Genomic DNA, 24,315 nt, shown 5'->3' on the forward strand with positions numbered 1-24,315 from the left:
CACACCTCCTCCGGGCATCCCCGGCATGGCCCCCGCAGGGGCGTTTCAGTCCCGCGCCAGATCCCGGGTCACCGCCGCCTGGTGGGCCTGCAGGGCCTCACTGACCCGTACCGGATAAGGGGGGTCGGCCGGCGCCAGATCGCGCACGGCCTGGGGCAGGCGCGCCACCTGGGCCTGGGCCCGTTGCCGCAACGCGTCCAGGGACGGGGCCGGTGCCAGACACCGCCCGTCGGCCATCACGGGCTGCAGCAGGGGCTCCCCCTCCAGGGTCTCACCGGCCCGGGCGATGACATCCCCCGCCTCCGGCGGATCCTCCAGGCGGCGGAAGACCTGCTTGCGCCCCGGCAGCACGGGCTTGCCCGTGGACAGCTTGAGCCGCCCCCGGCCGGCGTACTCGCAGAGCTTGTAGGCCATGTCCAGGTCCGGGGCATCGGTGGACACCCCCATGGAGGTCCCCACCCCGAAGCCGTCGATGGGGGCCCCGGCCCGCAGCAGGCGGTCCACCTCGTCCTCGTCCAGGCCGCCGCTCACCAGGATCCCCACCCCCTCAAGACCGGCGGCATCCAGACGCTCCCGTGCCTGCCGGGACAGGGTGCCCAGATCGCCGGAATCCAGGCGGATGGCGCTGACCCGGAAATCCGGCCCCAGCTCCCGGGCCAGGCGGATGACCCGGTCCACCCCCTGGAGGGTGTCGTAGGTATCCACCAGGAGCACGGTGTCGGGATAGAGGCGGGTGAACTCCAGGAAGGCCCGCTGCTCGTCCTCGTGGGCCTGGATGTAGCTATGGGCCATGGTGCCCTTCACCGGCAGGCCGTAGAGCCGCCCCGCCAGGACGTTGGAGGTCCCCGCCGCACCGGCGATGTGAAAGGCCCGGGCCCCCTTGAGGGCGGCGTCCAGGCCATGGATGCGCCGCGCGCCGAAGTCGATCACAGCCCGCCCCCGGGACGCCTCCACCACCCGCGCGGCCTTGGAGGCCTGCACCGTCTGCAGGTGCATCTGGTTCATCACCAGGGTCTCGATGAGCTGTCCCTCGGGCAGCGGGGCGATCACCTCCAGCAGGGGCTCGTTGGCGAACAGGGGGGTGCCCTCCTCCACGGCGTGCACCTCGCCGCTGAAGCGAACTCCCGACAGATAATCGAGAAAGCCGTCGGAGAACAGCCCCAACCCCTCCAGATAGGCCAGGTCCGCCTCCTCGAAGCGCAGGGCCTGCAGCTGCTCCAGCACCGTGTGCAGCCCGCAGGCCAGGATGTAGTTGCGCCGGGGCGGCAGGCGCCGGGTGAACAGGCTGAACACCGCCGTGTCCATCATGTCCTGCGCCCAATAGGCCTGCATCATGGTGAGTTCGTACAGGTCCGTGAACAGGGCCAGGCCCTGGGGACCGAGGGGGGTGGAGGGATCGCTGCCTGGCGTCATGGGGCTCCCCTGGATGGGAACGGGAGGATAGGGCCAAGGTGGCCCCTGGTAACGATCTTAGTATACTCGGCCGGGACATCGTAAAGCCCATCCGTCACCGGGAGCCCCCATGGACAGCCACACCCGGCCCCTCGAAGAACGCATCCGATGGCTGTACGCACTGGCGGAGCACCACGCCCGCACCTTCTCCGGTGCGGAGGCGACCCTGGACCGGACACGCTATCTGGCCCGTCATCCCACCCGGGTGGTGGTGATGAAGTGCATGGACGGGCGCATCCATATCCCGCACGCCACGGGCACCCCCCTGGGGGTGATCCATCCCTTCCGCAATCTGGGGGGACGCTTCGACCTGGGCTGGCCCTTCCTGGGGGAGATGCTCACCCGCACGGTGCAGCAGGCGGCCGCCTGCGGGCACCGGGTGCTCATGATGATCACCTATCACTTCTCCCGGGGGGACCGCACCCGGGGCTGCGCGGGGTTCGACTGCGACACCCATGCCGCCCGGGCCCACGCCTTTCAGATCCAGGACCAGGCCCGGCGGCTGTTCGGGCCGGGGGGAGGGGGCGTCTATCCCCTGGTGTGCGGCTTCGAGACCGACCAAGAGGCCCTGATCCTGCACGGCGAGACCGGGGCCACCCTGGACCTGGCCGCCCTATCCCCGCAGCAACGGGGGGAACTGGATCCGCATATGGCGACGCTCTGTCCGCAGATGCCCGCGGCGGTGCGCCGCGACCTCCTGCCCCTGCTGCAAGGCAATCTGGATCACATCGCCAGCCTGCGAGGCGGCACCCGCGACCTGGACCTGCAACACCGGGAATGGGCCATCTGCGTGGGCCAGGGCTTTGACTTCCTGCACACACCCAACACGGCCCTGATCATCGGCCCCTACAGCCCCGATCTGGCCGAGCCCATCCGCAACGCCGCGGCCATCATCCGGGACAACATGGCCGCCGGACGGATCCCGGACGACGGCTGCCTGCTCCTGGCCTCGGCCCCCTACGAGGAGATGGGGGTGGACCGGGCCCGGGCCGAACTCAAGGCCCGTTTCCTGGGGGGATTCGCCGCCGAGGTCATCCAGCGGGAGGATACGGATCTGGCCCTGCGCATGGTCCGCCACACCGCCGTGGTGGACTGGCGCACCCGGGGGCTGGAACGGCTACCCGCCTGATCCGATTTCCTTCGCCCCATCCTTGGGCAGGACCTGGTGGGCCGGATCAAGGCCCCTCCGAGGCCACAAGATCCGTCACGGGTGAAGGTTCAGCCCTCCCCCTGACCGGGGGCGCGCTTCTTCCCGCCTGCCATCTCCCGCCCCTCCTGGACGGCCCGTTCCAGTTCGTCCAGGGTGATGTGGCGCACGTCCTTGCCCCGCACCAGGTAGATGACGTACTCGCACATGTTGCGGGCATGGTCACCGATGCGCTCCAGGGCGCGGATGGCCCAGATGACGTCCAGGGCGCGGGAGATGGTGCGCGGATCCTCCATCATGAAGGTGATGTGCTGGCGCATCACCGTCTCGTAGTCCCGGTCCACGCTCACGTCCTCGCGCACCGTATTCACCGCCGTTTCCACGTCCATGCGGGCGAAGGCGTCCAGGGCGTCGTGCACCAGCCGGGTCACCTTCTCCCCCAGGGCGCGCACATCGGCATACTGGTTGCGCGGCCGGTCCTTCTCCGCCAGGTGCACGGCCATACGCGCCACCTTCTCCGCCTGATCGCCGATGCGCTCCAGGTCGGTGATGGTCTTGATGATGGAGATGATAAAGCGCAGGTCGCTGGCAGCAGGCTGGTGCCGCGCCAGGATCTCCGAGCAGTGCTCGTCGATGGCCACCTCCAGGCTGTTGACGCGCACGTCGTTCTGGATCACATCGTCCGCCAGGGCCAGGTCCGCCGTGGCCAGGGCCGTGACGGCATTGGCCACCTGTGTCTCCACCAGTCCCCCCATGCTCAACACCCGGTTGCGCAGGGTCTCCAGTTCCTCGTTGTACTTCTGCAGGTAGTGCCCGCCCAGCTTGTTCTCGTCCATCACGTCCGCCTCAATCTGTTTTCGTATCGCCCTGCGGCGACGGGCCGCCCCGCCCCGAGGGTCCGTGCCTGTCCCGTGCTACGGCGCCTCAGCCGTAGCGGCCCGTAATATAGTCCTCAGTGGCCTTCTGCGCGGGGTTGGTGAACAGGCTCATGGTGTCTCCGAACTCGATGAGCTCCCCCAGGTACATGTAGGCCGTGTAGTCCGAGACACGGGCGGCCTGCTGCATGTTGTGGGTCACGATCAGGATCGTGTAACGGTCCTTGAGCTCGTAGATCAGTTCCTCGATCTTGGCCGTGGAGATGGGGTCCAGGGCCGAGGCGGGTTCATCCAGCAGGATCACCTCCGGCTCGATGGCGATGGCCCGGGCGATCACCAGACGCTGCTGCTGACCGCCGGAGAGCCCGAAGGCGTTCTGGTTCAGGCGGTCCTTCACCTCATCCCACAGGGCCGCCGCCTTCAGCGAGCGCTCCACCACCTCGTCCAGTACCTTGCGCTCACGTACCCCCTGCAGTCGCAGTCCGTAGGCCACGTTTTCGTAGATGGACTTGGGGAAGGGGTTGGGCTTCTGAAACACCATCCCCACCCGCCGGCGCAGCTCCGCCACATCCACCTTGCGCTCGTAGATATCCTTGCCATCCAGGCGGATGCTGCCCTCGATGCGGCAGGAGTCCACCAGGTCGTTCATGCGGTTGAAGCAGCGCAGCAGCGTGGACTTGCCGCAACCGCTGGGGCCAATGAAGGCAGTCACCCGGTGCTTGGGAATCTTCAGGGAGATGTCCTTGAGGGCCTGCTCCTCCCCGTAGAAGAGGTTCAGGTGATCCACCTCCAGGGTGATGGTCTCATCTTCCAGGTTCAACCGCTTGGCGCCGCTGTTCTCGAAGAGACCGGCCGCCAGGCCCTGGGTCGCGGAATTTTGTTCAGTCATGGTCGGGGTCTCGTCCATTGTCGTCGATCTCTTCTCAATCCGACTCGCCACGGTACTTCTCGCGCAGGCGGTTGCGGATGTTGATGGCCGTCAGGTTCAGGACGACGATCAGCACCACAAGGGTCATGGCGGTGGCGTAAACCAGGGGCTGTGCGGCCTCGACGTTGGGGCTCTGGAAGCCCACGTCGTAGATATGGAAGCCCAGGTGCATGATCTTGCGTTCAAGATGTACATAGGGGAAGTTGCCGTCCACCGGCAGGGTGGGCGCCAGCTTCACCACCCCCACCAGCATCAGCGGGGCCACCTCACCGGCGGCCCGGGCGATGGCCAGGATCAGCCCCGTCATCATGGCGGGGGTGGCCAGGGGGACCACCACCCGCCACAGGGTCTCGGACTTGGTGGCCCCCAGGGCCAGGCTGCCGTGGCGCACGGTGCTGGGGATGCGGGCCAGCCCCTCCTCCGTGGCCACGATCACCACCGGCAGGGTGAGCAGGGCCAGGGTCAGGGAGGCCCAGAGCAGCCCCGGTGTGCCGAAGGTGGGGGACGGCAGGGCGGCGGGGAAGAAGGCCTCATCGATGGCTCCGCCCACAAAGTAGACAAAGAACCCCAGCCCGAAGACGCCGAAGACGATGGACGGCACCCCGGCCAGGTTGTACACCGAGATGCGGATCATACGCAGCAGCGTACCCTGGCGGGCGTATTCCCGCAGGTAGATGGCCGCCAGCACACCAAAGGGGGTGACGATGATAGACATGACAAAGACCATGGCCACCGTACCGAAGATGGCGGGGAAGATGCCCCCCTCGGTGTTGGCCTCCCGGGGATAGCCGGTGAAGAAGTTCCAGAGCCGCTCTCCGTACAGCCCCAGCTTCTGGAACACGCCCATGGCGTTGGGCTGGGCGGCACGCACGATCTGCGCCAGCGGCACCTGCCATTCCCGGCCGTCGGCGACCCGGGCCACCAACACGTCCCGATCCACCTGGTCGTAGAGTTCCTGCAACTGCTGACGCAGCTCTTGGTACCGCGCGCTCAACTCCTGTTTCCGCTCCTCCAGTTCCGCCAGGCGGCGGTCCCGTTCCGCGGCGTCGATCTCCCCCTGCTCGAAGGCCATCTGCGCACGGCGCTGATCCAGACGCACCCGTTCCATGAGGTAATTGACGCGCCCGATCTCCCCGCGCTGGATGGACTCGATCTGTTCATGGATGTGGTTGGCGCGCTCGATCCGGGGTTGCAAGGCTTCCCATACCTGGGTTTTTCCCTCGGCAATGACCCGTCCATCCTCCAACAGGCGCAGAGGGAAACCGTAGAAATCACCCCATTCCCGCCGTTCGATCCACATGGCGGCATCGGGATAACGCCATTGCGACATGGCCCATTCGGGGTACCACATGAAATCCCGTCCGGTGACATCCCGGTTGCCCTGTTTGATGAGGTGGCGGGTAGCCACCTCCAGATCAGCGGGCACACTCATCCCGGACTGACGCATGACCCGAGCAGGGATGGTCTCAGATCGTACCAGTTCTCCCACCACCCGCACGCTCCCGCCTTCAGGGGTGGTGACCTGGGTTTCCAGGATGGGGGCGGGCCAGAAGTGGCCGAAGCCCCGCACCAGGATGAGGGTGAGCAGCCCCACCACCATGATCACACTGACGGCGATGGCCCCGGCGTTGAGCCAGATCCAGGGGGCACCGCTCTTGAACCATTTTCTGATCGTCATCTTCAGCTTCCCGGCAGACCGGCGTATTGGGGGACAGATCCCTCAGAGGTTGCTGTAGCGCTGTCTCAGGCGCTGGCGGATGATCTCCGAGGCCGTATTGACGATGAAGGTGATCACCAGCAGCACCAGGGCGGAGAGGAACAGGATGCGGTAGTGGGTGCTGCCCACCGCCGTCTCCGGCATCTCCACCGCCACGTTGGCCGAGAGGGTGCGCATGCCCGAAAAGAGGCTGAAGTCCATCACCGGTGTGTTTCCGGTGGCCATGAGCACGATCATGGTCTCCCCCACGGCACGACCAAAGCCCATCATCACCGCCGCGAACATACCGGGGCTGGCGGTGGGCAGCACCACCCCCACCACCGTCTGCCAGGCGGTGGCCCCCAGGGCCAGGGAACCCTGGGTCAGATGTCTGGGCACGTTGAAGACGGCATCCTCGGCGATGGAGAAGATGGTGGGGATCACCGCGAACCCCATGGCCATACCCACCACCAGGGCGTTGCGCTGGTCATAGTTGATGCCGATATCGGTGAACCACTGGCGCATGTTGCCGCCGAAGAAGAGCAGTTCCACCACGGGGCTCAGGGCGACGCAGACCCAGCCCAGCAGGATCACCACGGGCACCAGCACGAGCATCTCCAGCCCCGCGGGCACGCGCCGTCGGATGGCGTCGGGCAGGCGGGACCAGCCCAGCCCCGTCAGGATCATGGCCAGGGGCATGAGCAGCAGGATGCTGAACACCGCGGGCAGGTGGTTCTCCACGAAGGGGGCCAGCCAGAGCCCGGCGAGGAAGCCCAGGATCACCGTGGGCATGGCCTCCATGATCTCCACCGTGGGTTTGACGAAACCCCGCACGCTGGAATGCATGAAGTAGGCCGTGTAGATGGCCCCCATGAGCCCCAGGGGCATGGCGAACAGCATGGCGAAGAAGGCCGCCTTCAGGGTCCCCAGGGTGAGGGGCACCAGGCTGAACTTGGGCTCGAACTCGTTAGAGGCGGAGGAGGACTGCCACTTGTACACGGGTTCCTCGTAGCCCTCGTAGAGCACCTGGCCCCAGAGGGCCTTGAGGGAATACTCCGGATGGGGGTTGCGCAGGCCCATGAAACGCACTGCCCCGTCCTCGGTGGCCACCAGCAGGGCCTCGTATACCGGAGAGACACCGATGGCCTTGATGGGGGCATCGGCCACCGGCTCCAGGAACAGCGTGCGATCGGAGGTGGCGTAGTGGATCCCCAGGGAGCCGGAGGCATCCCCCGCATAGAATCCCTTGCGGGACTTTTCCGGGGCGATGGTGGTGATGGCGGCTTCGTGGTCCTCGAAGGAGCGGGCATGCACCAAGCGGCGCACGTTGTCCTCGCCGCGGGCAAGGAACCACTGATCCAGGGAGCCGTCGGACCCGCCGGTGATCAGGGAACGGGTCCCCACCAGGAAGGCGGTGGCAGTGATCTCCTCCCCTTCGGGCACCACCTGGCGGGATTCCCTCAGAAGCGACTGCTGCGGGTGGGTGACGTCATAGTAATGCAGACTGCCGGAGTCTCCGATGACATATACTGCCCGATGGTCCTCTGTCACCAGCACGTCCCGCATGCGATCCGGCGGTGCCGACAGGGTGTAGGTATCCCGTTCGGTGGTGGTCTCGCCGGTAAAGAGGTTGGTGGAGGTGGTGATGAGGGAGAACACCAGCCGCTGATCGGCGGTGATGGCCGCCACGGCGAAGCCGTTGTTCCCCTCCTGGATCGCCACCGCCTTCAGGGACCGGCCCTGGGGGTCCAGCTCCAGGGGGGCCTTCCCCAGGGGATATTCGATCCCCGGATCGATATAACGCCGGTCGTCCGGATAGGTGAGCCCATAGGTATGGCGCCCCACCAGAATGCGGCCATCGGAAAGCCCGTAGACCGCCAGGTTCTGGCCGGTCTCGGCGTGGCTGAAGGCGGTGACCTCCACTCCTTCGGGGATGGGCAGCGGGATGCGTTCGCGCACCTTGCCGCTGCCGGTCTCAAAGAAACTCACCTCCCCCTGGTCGGAGAAGACGACCCCAAGCTCCTCGTAGCGTTCCATGGAGAGATAGACCGGCTGCGCCCCGGACTCCACGGGGAGTTCATAGCGCTGCAGCGGCTTCACGTCCGCCGGGGTGAGCAGGGGCAGGACCTCGGAGAAGAGGTAGACGAAGATCAGACCCAGGGCGATGACCACCCCCACACCGGCGGTACCGATGCCATAGCGGGCCGCGGAATCCTTGAATGCGCGCCAGCGGCGCAGCCGGGCACGGTGTCTGCCGCTGGGCAGGAGGCCCTGCTGGGCACCGGGGACACCACGTTCGGGGGATGCGGCGACCGATTCATTCATGGGGAGAGCCGTCCTGGATGCTTGCGTGCTAGATGACGGGAACACGATCCGCCCAGGGGCGGACGGCGCACACGGTAACCCAGCAACATGACAATTCGGTTAAAGCTGCCGCATTAAAGACGATCGCCCCACCAGGGCGGGGCGATCGGCTGCGGCTCGAACCCGAGGCGGTGGATCAGTCGATGTCCACCTTCTCACGCTGCTGCGCGGCAACGGATTCCGGCAGGGGTACATAGCCGTCCTTGACCACGGTCTTCTGACCCTGCTTGGACAGCACCAGCTTCAGGAACTCCCGCTCCAGGGGGGGCAGCTCCCGGTTGGGATGCTTATTGGTGTAGATCAGCAGCGGGCGGGCCAGGGGGTAATTGCCGTTGGCGGCGTTCTCGGCGGTGGGCTCGTAGAGGGCATCCTCGCTCTTGCCCAGGGCGATGGCGCGCACACCGGAGGTGCGGTACCCGATACCGGAATAGCCGATGCCGTTGACGGATTCGGTCACCCCCTGCACCACCGAGGCGGAACCGGGCTGCTCGTTCACCGTGGACTTGTAGTCCCCGCCGCACAGGGCGTGTTCACGGAAATAGCCATAGGTACCGGAGACGGAGTTACGGCCGTAGAGGGCGATGTCCCGATCGGCCCAGGCACCCGTCAGACCCAGCTGACCCCAGCGGGTCACGTCTTCCGGGTGACCGCAGCGGCGGGTGGAGGAGAACACGGCATCCACCTGCGGGATGGTCATTCCCTTGATGGGATTGTCCTTGTTCACGTAGACCGCCAGCAGGTCCACGGCCACGGTGACGGGCGTCGGGGGATAGCCGTAGGCCTCCTCGAAGGCCTGCACCTCGGAGGACTTCATGTGACGGCTCATGGGGCCGAAGTTGGCGGTACCCTGGGCCAGAGCCGGCGGGGCGGTACTGGAACCGGCACCCTGGATCTGGATGTTGACGTTGGGGTAGTAGCGGTTGAACTCCTCGGCCCACAGGGTCATGAGGTTGTTCAGGGTGTCGGAACCCACGGAGGACATGTTGCCGGACACACCGGAAACACGCTCGTACTCGGGCAGATTGGGATCCACGTCCTCCGCCAGGGCGGGGCCGGAGGCCAGCAGCGCGGCGGAGACGCCGGCAGCAAGGGCTTTCTTGAGGTGTTTCATCATCTTCCTCATTTCCAAGGATGGGTGGCAAGGATGATGGGCCAACGATGCCATGCATCGCGGGCCGCGATTTCCGACCGGGGAGAGTATGCGAACGCAGGGTGTCGTGTTTGTGAACCCCAAATGACATTTCCATGACAGAGGCCGCCCGGCATCCGTACATCACTTCTCTCCCGTCCTGGGGGAAACCCCGGCGGACGCCTGGGCCTCCACCAGGGCACGCAGGCTGCGCCCCGCCAAGACCCCCTGCAAGGCGCCGTCCATCTCCCGGTAGACCGCCCCCAGGGGTCCTTCCGCCTCCACCCCCGGCGCCCCTCCCCGACGTACCGACTCCAGGACCTCCAGGAGCGGGATCCGGCTCGGATCCCGGGCCGGCAGATAGCCGCCAGCGGCGGTGCCGGCGGGCACCACCAGTCCGCCCTCGCCCAGCGGCCCCAGGACCGCGTGGATCGCCTCCGGGGGCTGCCCCAGGGCCCGGACCAGGTCATCCTCCCGGGGCGGATGGGCACCTTCAGTGAAACGGAGCGCCACACAGACCATCACCGCCAGGGCCAGGCGCTCGCGCACCCCCGTGGCCAGATCCGCCGCCGCAGGCCGGGGCGCCCGCAGGCGCTGGGGATCCTGAAGGAAATGGGCCACCTGCGACCCCACCAGCAGGATGAGCCAGTTCAGGTACAACCAGAACAGGAGCATGATCATGATGGCGAAACCGGAATAGATGGCGTCGTAGCGGGTGGAACCCGCCATCAGGGCCGCGAAGCCCCAGCCCGTGGTCTGCCAGAGCACGGCGGCGGCCACCCCGCCCCCCAGGGCGGGCAGGGGCCGTACCCGGGTGTTGGGTACCAGGATGTAGATGAAGGTGAAGGCCAGGGCGATGAGCAGGTAGGGCACGAGTCGGGAGAGCAGTTCCACCGATCCCCCGATCCAGCCATAGGCCATCAGCCGCTGGACGATGTCCGTGGCCATCACCGAGGCGGTGATGCCCAGGGCGGAGAACACCAGCACCGGCCCCACCAGGATCACGCTCAGGTAGTTGGAGAACTTCTGCACCAGACGGCGGGGCGTGCTCACCTGCCAGATGTAATTGAAGGCGGCCTCCACCTTCTGGATCATCCCCACCACGGTGAAGAACAAAAATACCAGGCCGGCAAAGCCCAGCACCCCCACCCGCATGTTCTCCACGAACTGCACCACGTTGGCCACGATCTGTGCCCCCTGATCCCCCAGGGGCTCCAGCAGGGTGAGCAGGAAGGGCTCCACGGCATTGTGGGCACCGAAGGCCTTGAGCACGGAGAAGGCCAGGGCCAGCAGCGGCACCATGGACAGCAGGCTGGTGTAGACCAGGCTCATGGCGTGGAGGTTGAGGGGGCCACCCGCCACCTCCCGGCCGATGAGCACCCCGGCACGGGCCAGCATGAGCAGGCGCCCCTGCAGGCGGGGCAGACGGCGGGCATCCCCCTCCTCCAACAGCTGCAGCAACGCCTGGGAACGTCCCTTGAGCGTCATATCCCCTCCCCTCGCTGCACTGCGTCCCGCATGGATCGGGGCCATGGCCTTGATCCATGATCCATGATCCAATGCATTAGACTATGCCATGCACGCCGAACAAGGAGAGACGCATGCCCATCGCCATCGGTGACCCCCTCCCGGACATCCCCCTGCGCATCATGACGCCAGCGGGGGACCAGCCCGTGCACACCCTGGAGCTGTTCTCCGGCTACCGGGTGGCCCTGTTCGCCGTCCCCGGGGCCTTCACCCCGGCCTGCTCGGGTATCCACCTGCCAGGCTTCATCGCCCGCCACGACCGCCTGAAGGCGGCGGGGATCGAACGCATCCTCTGCCTGGCGGTGAACGACATCTTCGTCATGAACGCCTGGGGCGAGATCCACCAGGTGGGGGACCGGATCCGCATGGTGGCCGACGGCAACGCCGAATTCACCCGCGCCGTGGGCCTGGACATGGACGCCCGCGCCAGCGGCATGGGTATCCGCTCCCAGCGCTACGCCATGATCGTGGACAACGGCCGCGTCACCTGGATGGGGGTGGACGAGGCCGGGCAGGTGAGCCGCAGCGCCGCGGATGCCGTGCTGCGGGCCCTGGAGTCCCCCTCGGAGACGGTCTGAAGCCACATCCTGTGTTTCCCGCCCGCCCAGGCCCGGGGGCTCACTTGCGCTGCCAGCGCCCCTGGCGGTCCTGGTACCAATACCCCGCCGGGGCCTCCTCCACCCACACCCGGGCGAAGGTCTCGCGGATCTCGTCCTCCCATTCCGGGTGGCCGTTGGCCCGCGCGATCTCCCGGTAGAGGGCGTTGCGGTCGGCATTCTCCTCCGCCACCAGCTGCTGCACCTGGCTGCGTTCCCGCAAGGGCACCTGCTTCAGATCGCGCACGGCCACGTTGCCGTCCCGGGTCAGGCCGATGGCCCCGGAGCGAAAGTGGGGACGCATCTGGTCATTGCGCGCCCGCAGGGAGGCCCGCAGGGCGTTGATGGCGGGGGTGCGGATATCGATATTCGGACTCTGGGCATGGGCCGGGGGCACCAGCACATCCAAAGCCGACACCAGCAGCCGCCCGGCGGCATCGCGCAAGGCCTCCGGCCCCGGTTCCGCATCCGGGCCCTCCTGCGTGCGTTCCCCGTCCCCCTCCGCCCCCAGCACGTCGCGCACGATGGTGCGGGCGGCATCCTCCGCCGCGGCCGCCGGGAAGTAGATGTTTACGGTGACGCAGGCGGACAACAGCGCAGCGGTCAACAGGGCCGCGGGGAACAGGCGTAGGACGGGGAGATGCATCAGGGCCTCCTGGCAGGCGGTGGGGTGGCCCCTTAGTGTCGGCCAGGGCGGCCCGGGCATCAAGGATTTGTCCCGGAGGATGCGGCAGGACCCTGGGGCGGCCCCGGCGCCTCTCCCCGCACGGCCCCCCGCTCCAGGGCGGCGGCCAGGCGCGCCAGCAGTTCCCGCCAGGCCACCTCCCGGGTGTGGCCGATGACGTCCACCCGGGGCAGCCCCGCCCCCTGGACGATGTAGTAGCCCCTGCCCTCCGGACCCGGGGCCACCCCGCGCATGCGGCATACGGCCCCCTCCAGGCGGCAGGCCAGGCCCAGCTGGCGGTAGCCGAAGGTGTCGAACAGGCCCAGGAATCCGCCTCCCAGGGCGCCCCCGACCCCGCCCCCCAGGTCCACCAGGTTGTCCAGGGCCTGCTGGCTGATGCGCCGGGGGAAATCCCCCTCCAGGGGGGTATAGAGGGCGGCGTCGAAATGCACCGGGGACCAGTTCACCAGCTCCAGGTCCCGGGCGTAGCCGTGCAAACGGCCGCGGATGCGGCCGAACTCGAAGGCGTCGGTGAGGGCCGCCAGGTCCATCCCCTCCAGGGCCAGCTCGCCGGTGAGCACGGGGGCCCGGCCAAAGGGTTCCCGCAGGCTGAGATCCCGCACCACCGCCAGGCCATCGAAGGCCCGCACCACCAGACGCCCCCCCACGGACAAGACGCCGTCCCGGTAGCGTACCCCGGGGATGCTGCCCGAGAGGATGCCCTGGAAGGGGGGCATGCCCAGATGCGCCGCCAGCTGCCCCATGGACACCGGCATGAGGCTGGCATCCAGGGCCAGTTGCGGATCCCCCGTGCCCAATCCCCGCAACGCCAGGGTATGCACACGCAGGGCCCCGTCCAGCAACGGGATGCGCACCTCCCCGGGCAGGTGCAGTCCGTCTGGCTGCAGTTGCAGGGCCATGCGGGTCATCCCCATGGGCAGGCGGTAGAGATGCCCGCCCATGAACCCCAGGTGGCTCATCGGCGCCCCGCCCCGGGCATCCCAGAGCAGGCGGGCATCGGCGTCGTACAGGCCGAGGCGGCCAAGGCGATCGTCGGCAAACAGCCCGTCGGCGGTCACCGCCGCGCGCACGGGCCGCCCGCCGCGCCAGTCCAGGCGGGCGGAGACTTCACCCGCGGTCTCCAGATCCCCCAGGACGGTGCCCCGGAGAAAGGGCTGCAGCAGGGCATCGTAGACCGCGGGGAAGCGGGCCCGCTCCACGTCCAAACGGCCCTGGAGTCCACTGGGGAAGACCTCCCCGGACCACCGGCCCTCTCCCCGCAGGATCAGGTCTTGTCCCCAGTGCAGGTGCAGTCCCGATACCTGCAGCCGTTCCCCCTGCCCCCTGGCCCGCAGGCGCAGATCCACCGGGCGGGCATCCAGATCCAGGAACACCGGGTCCGCATACACCCCGCCCCCACGGGCGTCCGCTTCAAGATCGCCTTTCCAGCCCCCCGCAACGGAGCGGGCGACCCCCTCCAGCACCAGTTCCAGGCCCTCCCCGGCGAGACGCCCGCTGGGATCGCTGAAGGCCCCGCGGCGCCAGGTGAGACGGCCCCGCAGATCCCCGGCGTTCCCCCCCTGGCCCCGGATCTCCCCCTCCAGATCCACCCGCCCCGAGAGGGTCCACTGCCGCGGCAGGAGTTCCCACTGCTGCGTCAGGGCCGCCAGGGCCTCGGCCTCCACTTCCCGTGCCCGGAGCCTGGCCCGCCAGCCTCCGGGCCCCCCCTGCAGCCGCAGACCGACCCGCCCCCCCGCCAGGGGGAAGGGATCCAGTTCCAGGTCCACCCCCGACGCCCGGGACAACTGCAACCGCCCGGTCACCGCCCCCAACCCCGGCAGCACCATGCGCAGCTCTGGACAGGCGAGCCCGTCCGCCCCCAGCCGTCCCCCCGGGCAATCCAGGCGCAGATCCTCCAGGGGCGGTACAGGCGGGGGCAGGCGCAGATGGGAAACCCGCAGCCCCAGGCGCGGCGCCGTCGTCGTATCCATCTCCGCCCGGATCCCCGACAAGACCCAGCCGGGCCCGTCCAGTTGACCGATCTCCAGGCTTAGCCGCATCCCCGAGGCCGGGGCCGGGGCAAGGGCAAAGGCCAGGATCAGCACCAGCCACGCCATGGCCCCGGATCTTCCCCAAACCCGCAGTCCGCTCCGGGGTCCCCTGGGGCCGCCGGCGGGGGGCGAGGGACACCGGATCTCCGCGCCAGGGGGATACACGGCCCGGTCGGCGCGGGGGGTTGTGCACACCCCCATCCCGGCGGCGCCCCACCCGCGGATTGCCCCCGCCACCCCGGAAAACGCCGACGGGTGATCTTTTATCTCCTTCATAAACAAAGATTTAAAATGCACGAAAGAAGTGTGTGATGCTCCGCCGGGGGCATCATGGCGGGGGATGGCGAGGTTTTCCGACATCTTCTCCACAGAGTTTTCCACAGGCCCGGGGATCCCCGCCCTCTCTCCATGAGCGCTGCGGGGTTATGGCGCAAAATGCCTATCCGGCTTCAATTTCCGGGTGTAAATGGCCCATCATAGGGCGGGCCCGCGCCGCATGCGGGTGATCATCAGCGCCAGGTCCGCCGCGTGAAACGCCACCACCGTCCATCCCGGATCCTTCGTACCCTTGGTCGCATCCTGGCGGGTGCCGCGGGGGTGCTCGTCCTGCTCACCGCCCTGGGGATCGGCAGCCTGCGCTGGGTCGATCCACCCACCTCCGCCTTCATCCTGCGCCACGAACAATCCATCCCCGGCTCGACCTACAAGGTCCCGGTGCAACACCGCTGGGTCCCCTGGGAGGCCATGTCCCCCCAGGCGGCCTTCGCCGTCATCGCGGCCGAGGACCAGCGCTTCCTGCGCCATCACGGCTTCGACTTCGGGGCCATCACCGCCGCCCTGACGGACTGGTTTCGCGGGGCCCCCCTGCGGGGGGCCAGCACCCTGAGCCAGCAGACGGCCAAGAACCTCTTCCTCTGGCCCGAGAGCACCCTGGGGCGCAAGGCCCTGGAGGCCTATCTCACGGTCTTTATGGAACTGCTCTGGCCCAAGCAGCGCATCCTGGAGATCTATCTCAATATCGCCCAGTTCGGCCCCAACATCTACGGCATCGAGGCCGCCAGCCAAGCCTATTTCCATAAGCCGGCGGCGGCGCTCACCCTGGAGGAGGCGGCGCGGCTGGCGGCGGTACTACCCGGTCCGGGGCACATGAGGGCCGCCGCCCCCTCGCCCCGGGTGATGCAGCGAGTGGACTGGATCCGGGATCAGGTGCGCCAGCTGCACAAGGCCGGCTATCTCGAAGGCATCGGCCCGCCGCAGCAGGCCCCGGCGGCGACCCCGGAACCCCTGCCCGTTTCCACGCCCCCGGGGCCATTGCCCCCATCCCGCTGATGAGCCCCGCCTTTTCCGTAACGATGGGATGAACCCAAAAAAAGACCCCGCACACGGCGGGGTCTGAAAGGGACCCTGGGCGGGCACGGGGTGCCGGCCCAGGGGGATGGGACATCTCGCCCCGGCAGGGGCTCACTTGACCTTGGGATCCAGTTCGCCGGACTTGTAGCGCTGCACCATGGTATCCAGGTTCACGGGACGGATCTTGGAGGCCATGCCGGCGCAGCCGAAGGCCTCGTAGCGGGCCTTGCAGAGGTCCTTCATGGCGGCGGTGGATGCCTTGAGGAACTTGCGCGGGTCGAATTCCTTCTTGTTTTCCGCCAGGAACTTGCGCACCGCGCCCGTGGAGGCCATGCGCAGGTCGGTGTCGATGTTCACCTTGCGCACGCCGTGCTTGATGCCCTCCTGGATCTCTTCCACCGGCACACCGTAGGTCTCGCCCATGTCGCCGCCGTACTCGTTGATGATCTTGAGCCATTCCTGGGGCACCGAGGAGGAGCCGTGCATCACCAGGTGGGTGTCGGGGATGCGGGCGTGGATCTCCTTGATGCGCTCGATGGCCAGGATGTCCCCCGTCGGCGGACGGGTGAACTTGTAGGCCCCGTGGCTGGTACCGATGGCGATGGCCAGGGCGTCCACCCCGGTCTCCTTGACGAACTGCGCGGCCTCGTCCGGGTCGGTGAGCAGTTGTTCATGGGAGAGCTTGCCCTCGGCCCCGGAGCCGTCCTCCTCGCCGGCCATGCCGGATTCCAGGGAGCCCAGGCAGCCCAGTTCGCCCTCCACGGAGACCCCCACCCAGTGGGCCATCTCGGCCACGCGGCGGGTCACGTCCACGTTGTACTCATAGGTGGCCGGGGTCTTCATGTCGGCCATGAGGGAGCCGTCCATCATCACCGAGGTGAAACCAGACTGGATGGAGGCCTGGCACACCGCCGGCTCGGAGCCGTGGTCCTGGTGCAGCACCACGGGGATGTGGGGATACTGCTCCACGGCGGCGATGATCAGGTGGCGCAGGAAGGGCTCGCCGGCGTACTTGCGGGCACCGGCGGAGGCCTGGATGATCACCGGGGCGTCCACCTCGTCCGCCGCCTGCATGATGGCCTGCACCTGTTCCAGGTTGTTGGCGTTGAAGGCCGGCATCCCGTAGCCGTGCTCGGCCGCGTGATCCAGCAGTTGTCGAAGGGAAATCAGGGCCATGTAAAGGTCCTCCTCTTGGTCGTTTGAAGACGAATCCGAAAAATCCGCTGTTGTTGTCCGGGCGATCCCTGGATCACCCGACTATCGTCCATGGTGTATCCCTGGGTCACAACCCCCCGGCGGGGTCCGGGAACACCCTGCACATCATCCGGGGCAGTCGTGCAGGGCCCCCACCTGCACGATCTTCATGGCGTTGGTGCCCCCCATCACCCCGGTGAGGTCCCCCTTGGTGATGATCACCAGGTCCCCCTCGGTGACGATGCCGGCCCGCTCCAGCACGGCCACCGCCTGGCGGTTGTTGGCGGCGTGGCTGGTGTTCTCCGGCTCGAACAGGATGGGGTAGACGCCGCGGTACAGGGCCATCTTGCGGCAGGTGCGCTCGTGGCGCGTCATGCCGAAGATGGGGATGCCCGAGCTGATGCGGGACATCCACTGCACCGTGGACCCGGACTCGGTCATGGCGGCGATGGCGCGCACGTCCAGGTGGTTGGCGGTGTACATGGTGGCCATGGCGATGGCCTCGTCCACCCGCTGGAAGTAGCTGTCCATGCGGTGGGTGGAGACGCGGGCGCTGCGCTGGCGTTCGGCGGCCTCGCAGATGCGCCCCATGGCCGCCACCGCCTTGTGCGGGTAGCGGCCGGTGGCGGTCTCGCCGGAGAGCATGACGGCATCGGTGCCGTCCAGCACGGCGTTGGCCACGTCGAAGACCTCGGCCCGGGTGGGGATGGGGCTGGTGATCATGGACTCCATCATCTGGGTGGCGGTGATCACCACCCGGTTGCGGCTGCGGGCCTCCTGGATGAGGCGCTTCTGCACCCCGGGGAGCTCGGCATCGCCGATCTCCACCCCCAGGTCCCCGCGGGCGATCATGATGGCGTCCGTGGCCTCCAGGATGGCGTCGCTGGCCTCCACCGCCTCGGCCCGCTCGATCTTGGCACAGATGGCCCCGTGGCCGCCGGCGTCCCGCAGGTGCCGGCGCGCCGTGTGGATGTCCTCGGCGCAGCGGGGGAAGGACACGGCCAGATAGTCCACCTCCAGCTCCGCCGCCAGGCGGATATCCTGCAGGTCCTTGTCCGTCAGGGCCGGGGCCGACAGGCCGCCCCCCTGGCGGTTGATGCCCTTGCTGTCGGAGAGGGTGCCGCCCACCACCACCCGGGTGTGCACCCGGGGGCCATCCACCCGTTCCACCTCCAGCACCAGGCGGCCGTCGTCCAGGAGCAGGGTGTCGCCGGGGTGCAGGTCCCCGGGCAGGTCCTTGTAGGTCAGCCCCACCCGGGTCCGGTCACCCTCATGGGTCCCCAGTTCGGCATCCAGGGTGAAGGCGTCCCCTTCCTCCAGTTCCACGGCGCCCTCGGCGAAACGGGCGATGCGGATCTTGGGGCCCTGCAGGTCCCCCAGCACCGCCACCAGGCGGCCCGTCTCGCGGGCGATCTCCCGCAGCAGGGCCACGCGCCGGCGATGGGCGTCCACCTCGCCGTGGGAGAAGTTGATCCGCACCACGTCCACCCCGGCCTGCACCATGCGCTGCATGGTCTTCGGGTCATCGGTGGCGGGTCCCAGTGTGGCTACGATCTTGGTTCTTCGCATCTCGGACCTTGTCCTTTCATGGGGTCACGGGGGAGCGGGCATTGCCCGCCCGGTGGACGCAGCATGCCCGCCGCAAAAGACGCGTGCATGACAGCGAAGGCCGTACCGGGTACGCAGGGCGCCCCGATACGGCCGCGCGCCTCAGCCCCGGGCCCGTTCCTCCAGCATGGCCACGGCCGGCAGGGTCTTGCCCTCCAGGAATTCCAGGAAGGCACCGCCGCCGGTGGAGATGTAGGAGATGCGCTCCGACAGGCCGTACTTGTCGATGGCCGCCAGGGTGTCCCCGCCGCCGGCGATGGAGAAGGCGTCGCTCTCGGCGATGGCCTCCCCCAGGGCGCGGGTGCCGGCGGAGAACGGGTCGAACTCGAACACGCCCACAGGGCCGTTCCAGACGATGGTGCCGGCCTTCTTCATCAGGTCCGCGTAGGTGGCGGCGGTCTCGGGGCCCACGTCGAAGATCATGTCGTCCGCGGCCACCTGGTCCACGCCGCGGGTGGCGGCCGGGGTGGACTCGGAGAATTCCTTGCCCACGGTGACGTCGGTGGGCACCGGGATCTCGCCCCCCTTGGCCCGGGCGGCCTCCATCAGGCGCTTCGCCTCCGGTACCAGGTCCGCCTCGTAGAGGGACTTGCCCACGTCGAGCCCCTGGGCGGCGATGAAGGTGTTGGCGATGCCGCCGCCGACGATGAGCTGGTCCACCTTGCTGGACAGGGACTCCAGCACGGTGAGCTTGGTGGAGACCTTGGAACCGCCGACGATGGCCACCAGCGGGCGGCGGGGGTTGTGCAGGGCCTTGCCCAGGGCCTCCAGCTCGGCGGCCAGCAACGGACCGGCGCAGGCGGTGGGGGCGAATCGGCCGACCCCGTGGGTGGAGGCCTGGGCCCGGTGGGCGGTACCGAAGGCATCCATGACATAGACATCGCACAGGGCGGCGTAACGGCGGGCCAGGGCCTCGTCGTCCTTCTTCTCGCCCTGGTTGAAGCGCACGTTCTCCAGCAGCACCACCTCGCCCTCGGCCACGTCCACGCCGTCCAGGTAGTCCCGCACCAGGCGCACCTCCTGTCCCAGCAGACCGGAGAGGTGCTCGGCCACCGGCGCCAGGGAATCGGCCTCGGAGAAGACCCCCTCCTGCGGACGGCCCAGGTGGGACATGAGCATCACCCGGGCCCCCGCCTTCACGGCGTGCTCGATGGTGGGCAGGCTGGCGCGGATGCGGGCGTCCGAAGTGACCCGGCCGTCCTTGACGGGGACGTTCAGGTCCTCGCGGATGAGGACGCGCTGCCCCCGGAGATTCAGGTCGGTCATCTTGATGACGGACATGGATACGACTCCTCTGATGGTTTTGGCGATGCTTTTTTAGGAAAACCCTTGGCCGGACCCCGGGGCCCGGCGAAGGACTCTCTCCCACTGCCCTTTGCGCGCGGGAAAGGGACGTCCCCCTCCCGCGGGCGGGAGGGGGGCGGGACCCGGCTTACTGCCCCACGTGGCGCACCAGGCGCAGCAGGTTGCAGGTGTAGCCGTACTCGTTGTCGTACCAGGCCACCACCTTGACGAAGGTGGGATCCAGCTGGATGCCGGCACCGGCATCGAAGATGGAGGGGGCGGAGAAGCCCCGGAAGTCGGTGGAGACCACCTTGTCCTCGGTGTAGGCCAGTACGTCGGTGAGCTCGCCCTCGGCGGCGGCCTTCATGGCCTGGCAGATGGTCTCGTAGTCCGCCTCCTTCTCCAGTTCGGCCGTCAGGTCCACCACGGAGACATCGGAGGTGGGCACGCGGAAGGCCATGCCGGTGAGCTTGCCGTTGAGGGCGGGCAGCACCTTGCCCACGGCCTTGGCGGCGCCGGTGGAGGACGGGATGATGTTCTCCAGGATGCCGCGGCCGCCGCGCCAGTCCTTCTGCGAGGGACCGTCCACCGTCTTCTGGGTGGCGGTGGCGGCGTGCACCGTGCTCATCAGGCCGCGCTTGATGCCGAACTGATCGTTGAGCACCTTGGCCACCGGGGCCAGGGCGTTGGTGGTGCAGGAGGCCCCGGAGAGGATGGCCTGGCCGGCGTACTCCGCGTGGTTCACGCCGTAGACGAACATGGGGGTGGCGTCCTTGGAGGGGGCGCTCTGCACCACCTTGCGGGCCCCGGCGTCGATGTGCTTCTGGCAGGTCTCGGTGGTGAGGAAGAAGCCGGTGGACTCGATGACCACGTCCACGCCCACGTCGCCCCACTTCAGGTCGGCGGGGTCCCGCTCGGCGGTGAGGCGGATGCGCTTGCCGTTGACCACCATGTACTGGCCTTCCACGGCGACCTCGCCGTCGAAACGGCCGTGCACCGAGTCGTGGCGCAGCATGTAGGCCAGATACTCCGGCTCCAGCAGGTCGTTGATGGCCACCACTTCCAGTTCCGGGAACTCGCGGGCGATGGCGCGGAAGGCCATGCGGCCGATGCGCCCGAAACCGTTGATACCGACTTTGATCGTCATGACGCTTGTATCTCCAACTTCATCGTTTGCCTGAAAAACAGATCTTGAAAACCTTGCGCGGAACCCGCCCGGGGATCAGCCCAGCACCTCTTCCACGGCCCGGGTCACGTGGTCCACGGTGAACCCGAAGTACTCCATGAGGGCGCCGCCAGGGGCGGACTCGCCGAAGCGGTCCATGCCCACGACACGGCCCTCCAGCCCCACGTACTTGTACCAGCCGGCGGTGGCGCCGGTCTCCACCGCCACCCGGGCACGCACCGAAGGCGGCAGCACGGCGTCGCGGTAGTCGGCGTCCTGGGCCTCGAAGACGTCCACGCTGGGCATGGACACCACGCGCACCCGGCGGCCCTTGCCCGCCAGGGCCTCGGCGGCCTCCATGGCCAGGGCCACCTCGGAACCGGTGGCGATGAGGATGGCCTCCGGCGTGCCGTCGCAATCCCGCAGGATGTACCCGCCCCGGGCCACGTTGGCCATCTGCACCTCATCCCGCTGCTGGTGGGGCAGCCCCTGGCGGGAGAGGATCAGGGCGGTGGGGCCGTCGCGGCGCTCGATGGCCTGCTTCCAGGCCACCGCCGTCTCGGCGGCGTCGCAGGGGCGCCACAGGGACATGTTGGGGATGAGGCGCAGGCTGGGCACCTGCTCCACCGGCTGGTGGGTGGGGCCGTCCTCGCCCAGACCGATGGAGTCGTGGGTGAGCACATAGACCACACGCTGCTTCATCAGGGCCGACATGCGCAGGCCGTTGCGGGCGTAGTCGCTGAAGATGAGGAAGGTGCCGCCGTAGGGGATGAAGCCGCCGTGCAGGGCGATGCCGTTCATCAGGGCCGCCATGGCGAACTCGCGCACGCCGTAGTAGATGTAGTTGCCGTCGGAGACCTCCCGGCTCAGGCCCTTGGCCCCGGGCCAGAGGGTGAGGTTGGAGCCGGCCAGGTCGGCGGAGCCCCCCAGGATCTCCGGCAGCGCGGGGGCATAGGCGCCGATGGCCTGCTGCGAGGCCTTGCGGCTGGCCACCTTCTCGGCCTTCTCCGCCACCTGGCGGATGAAGGCGCCGGCCTTCTCCTCCCAGTCGGCGGGCAGGTCGCCGGCCATGCGGCGGGTGAACTCGGCAGCCAGCTCCGGATGCGCGGCGCGGTAGGCCTCGAAGCGGGCCTGCCAGTCGGCCTCCGCCTGCCGCCCCTTGTCCCGCGCGTCCCAGCCGGCATAGATCTCGTCGGGGATGACGAAGGGCTCGTGGCTCCAGCCCAGCTTCTCCCGCACCAGCCGGATCTCATCCTCCCCCAGGGGCGCGCCGTGGCATTCTTCCTTGCCCTGCTTGTTGGGGGCGCCGCAGCCGATGATGGTGCGGCAGCAGATGAGGCTGGGCCGGTCCGTGACGGCCCGGGCCGCCTCCACCGCCTGCTTCACCGCCTCGGCGTCGTGGCCGTCCACGTCCCGCACCACGTGCCAGCCGTAGGCCTCGAAACGGGCGGGGGTGTCGTCGGTGAACCAGCCCTCCACCTCGCCGTCGATGGAGATGCCGTTGTCGTCATAAAAGCCGATGAGCTTGCCCAGCCCCAGGGTGCCCGCCAGGGAGCAGGCCTCGTGGGAGATGCCTTCCATGAGGCAGCCGTCCCCCAGGAAGACGTAGGTGTGGTGGTCCACGATGTCATGCCCGGGACGATTGAACTGGCCCGCCAGGGCCTTCTCGGCGATGGCCATGCCCACGGCGTTGGCGAGGCCCTGGCCCAAGGGGCCGGTGGTGGTCTCCACCCCGGGGGTGTAGCCGTATTCCGGATGGCCGGGGGTCTTGGAGTGGAGCTGGCGGAACTGCTTGAGCTCCTCCATGGGCAGCTCATAGCCGGTCAGGTGCAACAGGGAATACACCAGCATGGAGCCGTGACCATTGGACAGGACGAAGCGGTCGCGATCGGGCCAGTGGGGATTGGCCGGGTTGTGCTTGAGATAGTCGTTCCACAGCACCTCGGCGATGTCGGCCATGCCCATGGGCGCCCCGGGGTGACCGGAGTTGGCCTTCTGCACTGCGTCCATAGAGAGTACGCGTACCGCGTTGGCAAGCTCTTTACGAGACGGCATGAGAGATCTCCTGATAAGGGTCGATATGGATGGAAACCGGAAGGGCGGACGCGGGAACACTCCGAAAAGGGCTGCCTGATATCAGAACCGGCCTTTTCATTTCCTGCGCGACCGCCCGGGATTCGGGCCGTGAACATGCCTTGCGGGATCCGCGGAGCGCCCTGAAAACCGGGCCCGAAGGGCGCTACAACGCGATGGTACGGGCAGACAATCACAGCGTTGGAGCGCTGCATTTTGGCTGAGAGGATGGCTCGGGGCAAGTCCGGGGGAAGTACACGGCCTTTTGCTGCGCCGCGATATAAAAACACCCGATACTAAAAGTTAAATGCCTTGGTTTCTTTAATTCTCGAAATGATAAAACCCAACAGGAAAAACCCCGCTGCGATCCGGACCCAAGACACCACCGGTCGCGGTACATGGTGAAATCTGCGGTGGCCGGCCCTGGGGCCATTGGGTAAGATCCGGGCGCACACGCCCCTCGACCCAGCCCCCTGCCGATGCCGGATCTGCCACGCCCGCTGTCCCGATCCATCGCCGCCGGCGGCCCTTTCGGCCCCGGGGAACCGGTGCGCCCATCCCCGGGGATGCGGCCATGAACCCCCGGGGAAGCCGCAGGCCCCTCACCGCCCGGGCCCACGCGGCGGTGGCGGCGCGGATCTCCCCCGGGGCCCTGGCGGTGGACGCCACCGCCGGCAACGGTCACGACACCCGCTTCCTGGCCGAAGCGGTGGGGGCGACGGGACAGGTCTGGGCCTTCGATGTGCAGACCCCGGCCCTGGAGGCCACCGCCCGCCGCCTGCAGGCGGCGGGGCTGACGCAGCGGGTACAGCTCATCCACGCAGGCCACGAGCACCTGGCGGCCCACCTGCCCCCCGCCGCCCACGGGCGACTGGCGGCGGTCCTGTTCAACCTGGGCTATCTGCCCGGCGGCGATCACGGCCGCATCACCCAACCCGAAACCACCCTCGCCGCCCTGGAGATGGCCCTGGCATGGCTCCATCCCCGGGGGCTGGTGAGTGTCCTGGCCTACCGCGGCCATGGCGGGGGCGAAGCGGAATACGAGGCGCTACAGGCATGGCTCAGCCGGCGGGGACCGGCGGTGCGCTGCCTGCACCGGGAGAGCCCGTCCGCCAACGCCCCGGTGCTCCTGCTGCTGGAGCGGGGCGATGCCCCTGGGGGGTGCATGCAGGAGGCGCCCTGAGGTAAGTTTGCGGCGCGATGTTCCATCCC

The 24,315-nt window shown here is 68.2% G+C and carries 18 protein-coding genes; 4 read left to right on the plus strand and 14 right to left on the minus strand.

Annotated elements, in window-relative coordinates:
- Positions 1 to 45: 45 nt before the first annotated feature.
- Positions 46 to 1,413, minus strand: a complete 1,368-nt coding sequence (locus BM214_RS01000) for a nicotinate phosphoribosyltransferase (protein ID WP_090483329.1) — start codon at positions 1,411 to 1,413, stop codon at positions 46 to 48.
- A 109-nt stretch (positions 1,414 to 1,522) separates the two neighbouring features.
- Here BM214_RS01000 and BM214_RS01005 point away from each other — a divergent pair, with 109 nt between their 5' ends.
- Positions 1,523 to 2,581 carry a hypothetical protein gene (locus BM214_RS01005; protein WP_090483330.1) on the plus strand — a complete coding sequence of 353 codons (1,059 nt, stop codon included), beginning with the start codon at positions 1,523 to 1,525 and terminating at the stop codon, positions 2,579 to 2,581.
- 89 nt (positions 2,582 to 2,670) lie between these two features.
- On the opposite strand, the gene phoU is transcribed toward BM214_RS01005, so the two are convergent.
- The 6 genes from phoU to BM214_RS01035 form a co-directional block, all read right to left on the minus strand.
- Complete coding sequence (phoU, locus tag BM214_RS01010; RefSeq protein ID WP_090483331.1) at positions 2,671 to 3,435, minus strand: phosphate signaling complex protein PhoU; 765 nt, start codon at positions 3,433 to 3,435, stop codon at positions 2,671 to 2,673.
- A gap of 88 nt (positions 3,436 to 3,523) precedes the next feature.
- A complete protein-coding gene (pstB, locus tag BM214_RS01015; RefSeq protein WP_090483332.1) occupies positions 3,524 to 4,381 on the minus strand; it encodes a phosphate ABC transporter ATP-binding protein PstB in 858 nt (285 codons plus the stop codon).
- Between the two features lie 16 nt (positions 4,382 to 4,397).
- Entirely contained in the window at positions 4,398 to 6,074 is a 1,677-nt protein-coding gene (gene pstA, locus BM214_RS01020) for a phosphate ABC transporter permease PstA (protein WP_090483423.1), read from the minus strand.
- A gap of 48 nt (positions 6,075 to 6,122) precedes the next feature.
- On the minus strand, positions 6,123 to 8,423 hold the full coding sequence (locus BM214_RS01025; protein ID WP_090483333.1) for an ABC transporter permease subunit: 2,301 nt from the start codon (positions 8,421 to 8,423) through the stop codon (positions 6,123 to 6,125).
- A gap of 175 nt (positions 8,424 to 8,598) precedes the next feature.
- Positions 8,599 to 9,573, minus strand: coding sequence for a PstS family phosphate ABC transporter substrate-binding protein (locus tag BM214_RS01030; protein WP_090483334.1), 975 nt, complete (start codon positions 9,571 to 9,573; stop codon positions 8,599 to 8,601).
- Between the two features lie 162 nt (positions 9,574 to 9,735).
- Positions 9,736 to 11,079, minus strand: coding sequence for a YhjD/YihY/BrkB family envelope integrity protein (locus BM214_RS01035; RefSeq protein WP_090483335.1), 1,344 nt, complete (start codon positions 11,077 to 11,079; stop codon positions 9,736 to 9,738).
- Positions 11,080 to 11,192: 113 nt separating this feature from the next.
- Between BM214_RS01035 and BM214_RS01040 the strand changes: the two genes are divergently transcribed.
- Positions 11,193 to 11,696 (plus strand): peroxiredoxin, encoded by a 504-nt coding sequence (locus tag BM214_RS01040; RefSeq protein ID WP_090483336.1) that lies wholly within the window; start codon positions 11,193 to 11,195, stop codon positions 11,694 to 11,696.
- A gap of 40 nt (positions 11,697 to 11,736) precedes the next feature.
- Here BM214_RS01040 and BM214_RS01045 read toward each other — a convergent pair whose 3' ends face one another.
- Positions 11,737 to 12,360, minus strand: coding sequence for a YdbL family probable chaperone protein (locus BM214_RS01045; RefSeq protein ID WP_090483337.1), 624 nt, complete (start codon positions 12,358 to 12,360; stop codon positions 11,737 to 11,739).
- Between the two features lie 59 nt (positions 12,361 to 12,419).
- Positions 12,420 to 14,495, minus strand: a complete 2,076-nt coding sequence (locus tag BM214_RS12910) for an intermembrane phospholipid transport YdbH family protein (RefSeq protein WP_090483338.1) — start codon at positions 14,493 to 14,495, stop codon at positions 12,420 to 12,422.
- Positions 14,496 to 15,026: 531 nt separating this feature from the next.
- On the opposite strand from BM214_RS12910, the gene mtgA reads away from it, so the two are divergent.
- Positions 15,027 to 15,758, plus strand: a complete 732-nt coding sequence (gene mtgA, locus BM214_RS01055) for a monofunctional biosynthetic peptidoglycan transglycosylase (RefSeq protein WP_244887793.1) — start codon at positions 15,027 to 15,029, stop codon at positions 15,756 to 15,758.
- Between the two features lie 132 nt (positions 15,759 to 15,890).
- Here the strand turns inward: mtgA and fba are convergent, their stop codons facing one another.
- The 5 genes from fba to tkt all read right to left on the minus strand — a co-directional run bounded on the left by fba (position 15,891) and on the right by tkt (position 23,085).
- Complete coding sequence (gene fba, locus BM214_RS01060; RefSeq protein WP_090483339.1) at positions 15,891 to 16,955, minus strand: class II fructose-bisphosphate aldolase; 1,065 nt, start codon at positions 16,953 to 16,955, stop codon at positions 15,891 to 15,893.
- 144 nt (positions 16,956 to 17,099) lie between these two features.
- Positions 17,100 to 18,542, minus strand: a complete 1,443-nt coding sequence (pyk, locus tag BM214_RS01065; RefSeq protein ID WP_090483340.1) for a pyruvate kinase — start codon at positions 18,540 to 18,542, stop codon at positions 17,100 to 17,102.
- Positions 18,543 to 18,683: 141 nt separating this feature from the next.
- On the minus strand, positions 18,684 to 19,862 hold the full coding sequence (locus BM214_RS01070) for a phosphoglycerate kinase (RefSeq protein WP_090483341.1): 1,179 nt from the start codon (positions 19,860 to 19,862) through the stop codon (positions 18,684 to 18,686).
- A gap of 151 nt (positions 19,863 to 20,013) precedes the next feature.
- Positions 20,014 to 21,012: a type I glyceraldehyde-3-phosphate dehydrogenase gene (gap, locus tag BM214_RS01075; protein WP_090483342.1), complete on the minus strand. Its 999-nt coding sequence runs from the start codon at positions 21,010 to 21,012 to the stop codon at positions 20,014 to 20,016.
- A gap of 75 nt (positions 21,013 to 21,087) precedes the next feature.
- A complete protein-coding gene (gene tkt / locus BM214_RS01080; RefSeq protein WP_090483343.1) occupies positions 21,088 to 23,085 on the minus strand; it encodes a transketolase in 1,998 nt (665 codons plus the stop codon).
- Positions 23,086 to 23,677: 592 nt separating this feature from the next.
- On the opposite strand from tkt, the gene mnmM reads away from it, so the two are divergent.
- Entirely contained in the window at positions 23,678 to 24,286 is a 609-nt protein-coding gene (gene mnmM / locus BM214_RS01085; RefSeq protein ID WP_090483344.1) for a tRNA 5-(aminomethyl)-2-thiouridylate-methyltransferase MnmM, read from the plus strand.
- Positions 24,287 to 24,315 lie beyond the last annotated feature (29 nt).

The organism is Ectothiorhodospira mobilis, assembly GCF_900114895.1.
Taxonomy (GTDB): Bacteria; Pseudomonadota; Gammaproteobacteria; order Ectothiorhodospirales; family Ectothiorhodospiraceae; genus Ectothiorhodospira; species Ectothiorhodospira mobilis_A.